Genomic DNA, 7,880 nt, shown 5'->3' on the forward strand with positions numbered 1-7,880 from the left:
GGGGTTTGAGCTGGTTGCTGGATTTCTCGCTGAGCAAGTGGCTCAAGATTTCAGTCGCCGACTTGCAAGCCTTGCTGATTGGCGGTTTTGCGATGCTGTTGATTGGACTGGGGGTGTTTTTATGCACCTAAAACTGTTTGTTCTCAGCGCGTCCTCGGTTGCCTTGTGGATTGCACCGCTAGCAGCACTAGACAAAACGCTAGACATTCACAAAGCACTGCAAGGGCTAAGTTTAACGGCTGCGATTGCTTGCGCTGTAACTGCTGGCAATATTGCTCGTAAGCAAGCGGAGGAAGATGAAATCGAGGCGATGAAAGCTAAGGCTGTTAAGGCTGATGTGATTGACGAAATTAGTACATCTGTCTACGTTTCGCAGCAACAGCGCCAACAAGAGGCAGAACAGATTTTGAACCCGCGCGAACATCTGGAGCGCGCTCTAGCACTGAGTTGTGATGGAGAAGAAGAATCAGAACCGATCGCCCAAAAACAGCTAGCTGAACCCGAACAGAACGGCTCAGAGAACGGCGAAAATGAACGCGCCGAACGAGCGCTGCAATTGAAGGCGAAGGGCTGGGGTAAAGCCAAGATAATCCTTGAACTGTGGGGCGTGTCTAAAGGAGGCTCGCCGAAGTACAAGGCTGCTGAGGCTGAGTACATGGCTATCGTTGCCCAAGCTGAGGGAGGGGAAAGTGTCTGAGCGTTCTAGTTCTGGTTCGGCGGACAAGATTCCTCACACCTTAAGGTATGAGGAATCTTGCCTGACTCAGAAGCCTGTCACAGCAAGGGTTGTATTGACGAACAAGACTTACAGAACCTTAAGGTTCTACAAGTCTTGCGTTTCAAATGTTTTCACTCGGCATATAGAGGGGTCGAGGCTGGATGCCTTGGTTTTCTAGGCGAGTAGTGAGACAAGATTCCTATAACCTTAAGGTGCTAGGAATCTTGTCTCTTAATGCCGTCATAAAGAATACCCTCTTTACACATAGTGCACATTCAATTGAATACTAATTTTCGGTTCAAAATAGCCACAAGCTTTCTCTAGTAATAGTTACAGCCGTTTTGAACTCTACAAAACACTTTTTTTGAATAGTCCACACAAACGCCTACCATGCTTGTATCTTGTTTGTCAAAAAATTAGAAAAAAGTTCTATAAATGACTCAATCAAGGTATTTTAGAAATGGGTGTTAGCCCAAAATGTCAAAAAAAAAACGTTAGCACAACAGCATAGTTTCACCAACCACACACAGGTCGTGCCAACGACCAACCAGTTTCCTGCCAAGGAAACATCAAAATACAAACTGATTCAACTTTACCGCAATAAGACTTCTTTACATTCCAAGGTTGGTGGATTTATACGACGTGCTAACGGTTCTCACACCATTCGAGAATCGTTCTCATGATATTAACACAAAGTGTATTCTCACAAAGTATAGATTTAAGTTTTCAGGACTGCGTAGTCAAGTCAGGCATCAAACCTGTAATTTACGAACTGAACTTCATACCAGCAGCGCCAAACAGAACCTATGACCTGCTGTACCGCGACACCGACACCACGACCAACACAAGCGGTGGCAGCGCCCAAGCAAAGCGTAATTATACAAAGTGCGAACAAAGTATAGGTTGGATAGCTAACGGCCGCTACCGCCAACTAGCCGGCCCGCCGATGGCCTTTGACAAGAAAGGCCGCCCCCGCAAATATTTTCAGCCACAGGGGAAGCCGTTAAAAATCTTTTGCCCGCTGGTAGATGTTGAGACGTGGCAAGCTGTGGCGGCTAAAGCTGGTTTGTCAATGCCCGATATGCCAGCAGTCGGTATTAATGGCGAAGCCCTTGGATTTTGGGATTGGGTAATCAGCAGTGGTTGCCCCATCATCATCACTGAAGGGGAAAAGAAGGCAGCGGCGCTGATTTCTCGCGGGTATGCTGCGATCGGACTGCCGGGAATTCACACCGGCTACAGGGTTACAGAACGCGGGGATTGGGTAACTAAACCCGATGGCACACAATACCAGAAAGCAGCAGCGCGAGAACTACATAAAGCACTCCAACCGCTTGACACAGCAGAACGCAGCATCACAATCATTTTTGATTACCGCGTCGGGGACTATTCCAACAGCCCAGAGTTCAAAGCGGCCAGCACCCTTAGCAAGTTGTTCAAAAGTGCGATCGCTAAAATCGGTAAGCTTCCCGGCCCTGCTAAAGGCGTTGATGATTTCTTAGTTGCCGGGGGTGACATCGACGCGGTTATCTCCGAAGCATCGCAACAAACTTCAGAAGATTGGCAGCTTAAGAAGTGGCAACGGTTCCGAGGCTTCAGCCCTGACATCACAATTAACTCAAGATATCTTGATGCACCCGCGCCAGAGTTCGGCAAAATTACCGCAGTTCGATCAGGACTCGGAACGGGTAAGACTCACTGGATCGGAGATAAAGTTTCGAGCGATGTACGGGGCTTGCAAATAAATCTTGGCTACCGCAACGCTTTACTTTTACAGCAGTGCGAGAAGTTTGGAAGCTATCACTTTGACGAGCACAACGGCTGGCAACACATTAAAGACCCCGACGCACGGCTGAGCCTCTGCGTTGACTCTTTGCTAAAGCTTCCGATCGAGATGTTTGAGGCTGCTGCTGAAAGTCTGCGGGGATTAACAATCATCATTGACGAGCCCGTGTCAGTGCTTAAGCATTTAATTCTGAGCCGGACGCTGCTGGGGAAACGATGTGAAACTCTTGATCGTCTAGAGATTATTTGCAAGCTTGCCAATCGGATTGTTCTAGCTGACGGGAATCTATCTAACCTCGTTGTTGATTATTTTGCTGAAATTTCAGGCAAGCCAGTCACTAGAATAGAAAATACTTTCAGGGGTGAATCTCCCCCCATATTTTTTGTAGACGCTGGCAAGAAGTCAAGAAAATGGTTGAGTGCGGAAGTTCTCAAGAGTCATTGCCCCGCAATCGCGACAGACTCTCTACGGGATGCTGAAGCTTTTGCCAGACAATTAAACAAATCGCACGGGCCCGGAATTCTATTAACTTCTAAGACTGCACCGACCGAGGAAATGAAAGAATTCCTCAAAGACCCCGACGCCTGGATCGAGAAACACGAGCCAGCTTGGATAATTTTTACCCCGACGGCTGAAAGCGGTATCGATATCAGCATCCTGAACTATTTCTCTGATATGTTCTGCTGGTTTGTGGGCGTCGTGGGCGTTGACGAGTGCGTGCAGATGTCGCGCCGCGTCCGTCATCCTGAAAGAATCATCGTGCTTTGCCCTGAACGCGGACTGGCAAGTCGCAGCGCCGGGGGAATCTTTGAAGCTGATATCATTAAGACCCTCGCAGAGCTAGGTGACACCGAGGCTCGATTGCTGGTAGGGGATGAATCGCAGTTGCAGAAGGTACGGGAAGATTTAGCGGCTCAAATTGTGAATCCTCACACAATCCTTTGGGCAAAGCTCCAAGCCAAAGCAGAACTTGAGCGATTGCACTTGCGGGAATATTTGCTCAAGGCTTTCGAGACCGGTGGCTACTCTGTGCAGCAAGTATCGGCGGCAGACTGTGACTATGAAGGCCACGCGATCGCTAAGGAAGAATGCAAAGACATCGAGGCTCAGGAGATTTTCAACGCGCCAGACATCGAACTTGCCGAGGCTTTAGAAATTAAGCTCAACTTCAAGGCGACTTGGGAAGACAGATGCAGAGCTATCAAATTCTTCCTCAAAGCGCGATTACCGGGAATCGAAGATTCTGAGTTCTGGAGCTGGCAGTTTGTGCGCCGGGTGAGGTTCGATGAGCGATCGCTCTTGTCACAGCTTGACGCAGCGTGGCAATTCGAGAACCCAGAGGATGCGGAATATTTACAGCGGTCTAGATTGTCGGCTGGCAAGCGTGAGTTCGTGGGCGATTTCTCCACCCGTTACCTAAAAATCAGAACGCTTCAAGCCCTGGGCTTGGAGAAGTTTTTAGACTCCAGCAAAGATTGGAGCGGCGACGATTTTGAAGTTACCCAGCTTCACGAGCGCTGCAAGAAAAAGGCGATCGCAAATCTTCTCGGACATCCCGGCAAGATGAAGCCGATGCAGTGGCTAAATAAATTGTTGAGTTTAATTGGCTGCAAACTGATTGGCAGAAGAACGAAGCAGAACGGAGTGCTGCACCGGGTCTACTCATTTGATGATGAGCTCAGCACCCCCGCAAATTGGGATGAATTGGCCGCCTTTACAGCCCAAAAACAAGCGAAAAAAATCTCTGAGCTAAAAGAAGCTGAACTTATTGCAGCGCAAGCACTTGAGGCGGTTCCACCTCCCCCTGTTTTTGATACAAATTTAGGGGTAGGTGGATCTATCCCCGGTGTAGAGTCAGAAACTCCGATCGAACCTCCGATCGCAAACTCGACAGGCTGGGTTAGCCGCTGGGGCAAGTGGGTGACAGCTAAAGTAATCGGCTGGTGTGAAGAGGGGACGCGCTACCGCATCCTGTATGAAACAAAATGCGGGGAATGGAGCGAGATGCTAGCCTTTCCCAGTCAGATGCGATGGGGACAGACTTTCTAACATCTATCTCAATAGTTAGAATGTTGGCACTTATTTCAGGTGTCAAATGACTGTCATTCCGTTCCCTACCCGCGGCCCTCGACTTCTGAAAGTTAGAGAGTCTGTTTCACCGCCTCAAAAAACTAGCTCCAACAGGAGGACATACTTGGAAGTGCGCGATCGGGAGTACCTGTTTGAAGATGAAGTGGATGCGATGGTGAAGGCTGCTAGAAAGGGGCGCTGGGGACATCGCGACTCTACGCTAATTCTGATAGGTTACAGACACGGCTTGCGTATATCGGAGCTCGTAAACTTGCGGTGGCAGCAGATTAATTTGAAGACTGCTCACATCCACGTCAGAAGGTTGAAAGGTTCGCGACCGTCAGTGCATCCGCTGTCGGGGGAGGAGATGCGAGCGCTCAGGCAGTTGCAGAGAGACTTTCCTGATTCGCCTTATCTATTTGTTTCGGAGCGAGGCGGCCCGATGACTGCGGACGCGGCAAGGAAGATGATCCGCAAGTCGGGAGAAGGGGCCGAGCTTCAATTCCCCGTGCATCCCCATATGCTCCGGCACGGCTGCGGGTACTATTTGGCCGCTAAGGGGATAGACACCAGGGCGATTCAAGATTATCTGGGACACGCCAACATCCACCACACAGTCCGCTACACGCAGTTAGCACCGCAACGGTTCGAGGGATTCTGGGATGATTGATTCTGTACCAAGGGGGCAATTATGCTTGCAAGCCAAATGATTGAGTTCCGGGCTCGGACGCAAGAAGAAACCGAGGGGTCGCTACTGGGTAAAGGTTTGGCGACTCAGGGGCAACTACGAAAATTAAAAGAAGGTGAGAGTTTTGTGGATTCTAGCGGTCAGCGCTGGTGGAAGTACAAAACAGACGGGCCGCTCTCTGTTGGTGTGTGGCCGCCACGGACAAATAAATGGAGTTATTTATCTAACCCGCTACCAGAGGAAGAAACCCAGCCACATCCTGATGACGCGGTAGTGGAAGGGGAAGAGGTAAGTCCTTGTACCAGCGATGCGGGGTTAGGGGAGGAAGGAGAATAAAGCCGTGTGTCACGCGCTTGACACTATCTAATAACACTGCTATGGTAGGTGAAACGCCTGACACACGGGAATACACGTATCTTGCCTACCATTATGCCAAACCTAAACGGACACGCAGAGTCAATCAAGAATTCTCAATTCAAGGCTGCTTGGCAAAGCGGGCCTACCCGCACCATCCGAGTTCCGATCGCTCTGGCTGACATCACCCTAGAATATGCCCGAAAACTCGATCGAGGTATCGAACCGCGTGACACAGCACAATTATCTGATATCGAGACTGACGGTAGTAACTCTGAACCGCGTGACACAGAGGTAGTATCTGATAGTCAAGCTGACAATCCGATTGATGTAATGTCTTCTGAACCGCGTGACACAGCTAAAATAGAAGCTGAATTAGAAGACGCCAGGGCTGATTATGCAAAGCTGCTAGAATCCAGCACCCATGTGACTAATAAGCTCAAAGAGGAAGTGCAGAAACTGCGATCGCAACTTGAGAAGGAGCGCGCCGACCGGGAGGAAACTTTACCCGATGCGGCCATAATCCTCAGTCAGCTCCGAGGCAAGCGCAAAAAGTCTACCGCCACGCTCGCAGACATCGAGGCAATTTTAGAGATGATTGAATAGTCCTGTGACGACACATCCCAGGAAGATTAGGAACGTTCCCCGGTTGAACCGGGGATTCATCTCACAAAACTTTACAGCCATCCATTGACAGATACCTGCAAAACTGCGATCGTAAGCTTAAGGAAGATTGATGCGCGGTTGACGAGCACTTGCAATGCTAGCCAAACCACGACTTCCCCAAATCGTACGCTCAATACGTTTGGAGCCTAACCATAATGCCACATTCAGCCGATTGCCTTTGCGGGCGATCGCAAAACTTATCGCCTGGTGAACAGGGGAACAGAATCACTATGGATCGCGCAACTTTTGAGCGAGTCCTCTTCCTCTTGCGTTCTTCCTGCGCCAATGTCGAGTATTTGACCAACAATCATATTTTTGTAGAAAGCACTGCGGATTACCTTGAAACGAAGGACAATCCCGAAAGTCGCAAAGCTCAAACACTGCTAAGCATTTGGATTCAGGCTTGGCCAGACGCGGTTAACGAGCTTGCAGATAGCTTAGACGAAGCCTTGCAGTTGGTTAAATTCATTTTGGCCGCTAGTGCTGGGGGCGGGAATGGCTAAACCACCAATGACCAGCTACCGACGCATCGACCAACTGAAGCAACTCGCCTACGATTGCAATCTCACGGATGAGGAAGCGCGGCAACACGGAAAACTTACAGCGACTAAAACCTGGGAAGCGCTTCTAATCTCGCACGGGTTAGAGTTCGATTGCAAAATCACTGCCACCAACAACACAGTAGCGTCTGGCAATAGCAGCCCAATGAACCCTATCAATTTCTTTGAATGGGTCGATTTGTCGCAGCTTTTAGCTTACTCGCTGGCATCGGCGGGGGTAATTTTGCTGTTGATGACTCTCTGGCCGCGCTCTCTCAATGCGGTTCCCCGCCCGGTTCACTTCAGGATTGAATTCACCATTTCAGGAGACAAATAGATGAGCATTCAACTGCGACTATTCGGCAACGGTCAATCCGCTGCTGGCAAGCTTGCTGCTGGCAACGATGGCAGCCACGCGATCGACAAATCAAAAGTTCTCGCCCAAACCGATGCCGCCGTTATTACGCCGACAAATCCCGGTAACTTTGATTCAATCCGCTCTGTACCAGTTGTGCCGTCCCCTCGGTATTTTGACCGGGAAGAAGCGGACAAGCTGAAGGAATTGGCAAAGGAAAAGACTGACGGTGCAAGGCAGTCTAAGCGGGCTTACAAAGCACTAGGCAAGATTGAAGAAGCCGATGCCACGGTACATAAGGAGCACAGGAAATATGAGGGCGTGGTAGCTGAGAACGAGCTTAAAAAAGTTCGGGGCAATGCCGGCTTAGCTAAAAAGTTGCACAATTTGCGTCCCGGCTATGCTCGCCTGGGCTTGGGGATAGACAAGGCTGATTCAGATGCCAGAACTCGCATCGACGCTATTACGGCCAAACTGACGGCAGGGGCGAACTAATGAAAGCGATGTATCTGGCTAACTACTTTGTTGCTGGGTGCGTCGCTTTCTCCCTTCTGGGGTGGATAGCGAGCCTGCATCCGATCGCATTTCGAGCCGTTCTGTGTTTGTTGGCGGCGATCGCGATCGCCTGGGGTTTGAGCTGGTTGCTGGATTTCTCGCTGAGCAAGTGGCTCAAGATTTCAGTCGCCGACTTGCAAGCCTTGCTG

Annotated in this window: 10 protein-coding genes; 9 read left to right on the forward strand and 1 reads right to left on the reverse strand. The window is 49.9% G+C overall.

All coding sequences use genetic code 11. The annotated features are described in order from the left end of the window. The first annotated feature begins 121 nt into the window (after positions 1-121). The 5 genes from QUA03_RS27685 to QUA03_RS27705 all read left to right on the forward strand — a co-directional run bounded on the left by QUA03_RS27685 (position 122) and on the right by QUA03_RS27705 (position 6,222). A complete protein-coding gene (locus QUA03_RS27685) occupies positions 122-697 on the forward strand; it encodes a hypothetical protein (protein ID WP_333216761.1) in 576 nt (191 codons plus the stop codon). A 700-nt stretch (positions 698-1,397) separates the two neighbouring features. After that, the gene (locus tag QUA03_RS27690) at positions 1,398-4,553 is read left to right on the forward strand and encodes a plasmid replication protein, CyRepA1 family (protein ID WP_333216763.1); all 3,156 of its coding nucleotides are present in this window, start codon (positions 1,398-1,400) and stop codon (positions 4,551-4,553) included. Between the two features lie 46 nt (positions 4,554-4,599). After that, positions 4,600-5,244: a tyrosine-type recombinase/integrase gene (locus QUA03_RS27695; RefSeq protein ID WP_333216765.1), complete on the forward strand. Its 645-nt coding sequence runs from the start codon at positions 4,600-4,602 to the stop codon at positions 5,242-5,244. 21 nt (positions 5,245-5,265) lie between these two features. After that, positions 5,266-5,598 carry a hypothetical protein gene (locus QUA03_RS27700; RefSeq protein ID WP_333216767.1) on the forward strand — a complete coding sequence of 111 codons (333 nt, stop codon included), beginning with the start codon at positions 5,266-5,268 and terminating at the stop codon, positions 5,596-5,598. Positions 5,599-5,691: 93 nt separating this feature from the next. Continuing rightward, positions 5,692-6,222, forward strand: a complete 531-nt coding sequence (locus QUA03_RS27705; protein ID WP_333216769.1) for a hypothetical protein — start codon at positions 5,692-5,694, stop codon at positions 6,220-6,222. A gap of 71 nt (positions 6,223-6,293) precedes the next feature. Here QUA03_RS27705 and QUA03_RS27710 read toward each other — a convergent pair whose 3' ends face one another. Continuing rightward, a complete protein-coding gene (locus QUA03_RS27710) occupies positions 6,294-6,416 on the reverse strand; it encodes a hypothetical protein (RefSeq protein WP_333216771.1) in 123 nt (40 codons plus the stop codon). A gap of 96 nt (positions 6,417-6,512) precedes the next feature. Between QUA03_RS27710 and QUA03_RS27715 the strand changes: the two genes are divergently transcribed. The 4 genes from QUA03_RS27715 to QUA03_RS27730 all read left to right on the forward strand — a co-directional run. Next, positions 6,513-6,785 (forward strand): hypothetical protein, encoded by a 273-nt coding sequence (locus QUA03_RS27715; RefSeq protein WP_333216773.1) that lies wholly within the window; start codon positions 6,513-6,515, stop codon positions 6,783-6,785. Next, positions 6,778-7,158 (forward strand): hypothetical protein, encoded by a 381-nt coding sequence (locus tag QUA03_RS27720; RefSeq protein WP_333216775.1) that lies wholly within the window; start codon positions 6,778-6,780, stop codon positions 7,156-7,158. The genes QUA03_RS27715 and QUA03_RS27720 overlap by 8 nt, the downstream gene beginning before the upstream one ends. Beyond that, entirely contained in the window at positions 7,159-7,671 is a 513-nt protein-coding gene (locus QUA03_RS27725) for a hypothetical protein (protein WP_333216777.1), read from the forward strand. Continuing rightward, on the forward strand, positions 7,671-7,880 hold a 210-nt coding region (locus QUA03_RS27730; RefSeq protein ID WP_333216779.1), incomplete at its 3' end, for a hypothetical protein. The genes QUA03_RS27725 and QUA03_RS27730, both read left to right, overlap by 1 nt.

This window comes from Microcoleus sp. S36b_A4 (assembly GCF_036700645.1).
Classification (GTDB): domain Bacteria; phylum Cyanobacteriota; class Cyanobacteriia; order Cyanobacteriales; family Microcoleaceae; genus Microcoleus.